1 protein-coding gene is annotated in these 1,368 nt (G+C 71.3%); it reads left to right on the top strand.

Annotation, left to right across the window (positions count from 1 at the left end; all coding sequences use genetic code 11):
• The coding region (locus tag ABD207_RS30105) for a condensation domain-containing protein (RefSeq protein WP_344016437.1) at positions 1-1,368 on the top strand (1,368 nt) is incomplete at both ends.

The raw sequence follows: 1,368 nt of genomic DNA, 5'->3' as shown, positions 1-1,368 counted from the left end.
GAGGAGGACGAGGCGGCCGACGCCCCGGCGATACCGGCCGCGTCGCGCGACGGTCTGCTGCCGATGTCCTTCGGCCAGCAGCGGCTGTGGTTCCTGGAGGACTTCAACGAGGGCGGCACCGAGTACCACTCGGCCGTCGGGCTGCGTCTGTCCGGCCCCCTGGACCCTGCCGCGCTCCGCGCGGCGGTCGGTGATCTGGTGGCCCGCCACGAGGCACTGCGGACGACGTTCGACATGGTCGACGGCCGCGGTGTGCAGATCGTCCACCCCGTGCTGGAGCCGGAGTGGCGTGTCGTCCAGGCCACGACCGAGCAGTACCTGCGTGAATTGGCGCAGGAGGAGCTGGTCCGTCCCTACGACCTGCGCACCGGTCCGCTCGTCAGGGTCCTTCTGGTCCGGCTCGGCCCCGACGATCACGTGTGTGTCCTCGGTATGCACCACATCATCACGGACGGCTGGTCCATGGGCGTGGTCTCGCGGGAGCTGGGCGAGCTGTACACGGCACGGACCGAGGGCCGCGAGCCTCGACTGCCCGAAGTCACCGTGCAGTGCCCGGACTTCGCCGCCTGGCAGCGCGCCCGGCTGGAGGACGGAGGCCTGCTGGAGGAGCAGCTCGACTGGTGGCGCTCCCGTCTCGCCGGCATCTCTCCGCTGGACCTGCCCACCGACCGGCCCCGCCCGGCCGTCCGTTCGTCCCGGGGCGCCGTCCACGGCTTCGACGTACCGGCCACCACGGTGGACGGGCTCAAGGAGCTGGCGCGTACGCGAGGCGCGACCCTGTTCATGGCGCTGACGGCGGCGGTCAAGACGGTCTTCGCCCGCTACACAGGGCAGCACGACATCGCCGTCGGCACCGCTTCGTCCGGCCGGAGCGGAGCGGGCCTGGAGCAGTTGGTCGGCTTCCTGGTCAACACGGTCGTCCTGCGTTCCGACATCGACCCCGACGCCTCCTTCGAGGAGCTGCTGGAGCAGGTGCGGGAGACGGTGCTCGAGGCGTTCGCCCACGAGGACGTCCCCTTCGAGCGTCTGGTGGAAGCGGTCCAGCCGGAGCGTGACACCAGCCGCACCCCTCTGGTGCAGGCGATGGTGGTGCTGCAGAACGCCCCCGGCATGCGGCCCGGTCTCGGCGATGTCCGCGTCGACGACTACCCGCTGGAGCGGGACTCGGCGCTGTTCGACGTCACCGTCGAGTTCGAGGAACACGAGGGCGGGCTCCGGGCGCTCGTCGAGTACAGCACCGACCTTTTCGACGAGCCGACGATCGCCCGCTTCGGGGAACACCTCAACACGCTGCTGTCCGCCGCCGTCGCCGAGCCGTCGCGGCCGGTGTCCGCGCTGGAGATGCTCGCTCCGGGCGAGCGGGAGCGG

The organism is Streptomyces thermospinosisporus (assembly GCF_039526425.1).
GTDB classification, from domain to species: Bacteria; Actinomycetota; Actinomycetes; order Streptomycetales; family Streptomycetaceae; genus Streptomyces; species Streptomyces thermocarboxydovorans.
Note: the sequence above shows the minus strand (reverse complement) of the source record. Positions and strands in the feature narration are given on the sequence as shown.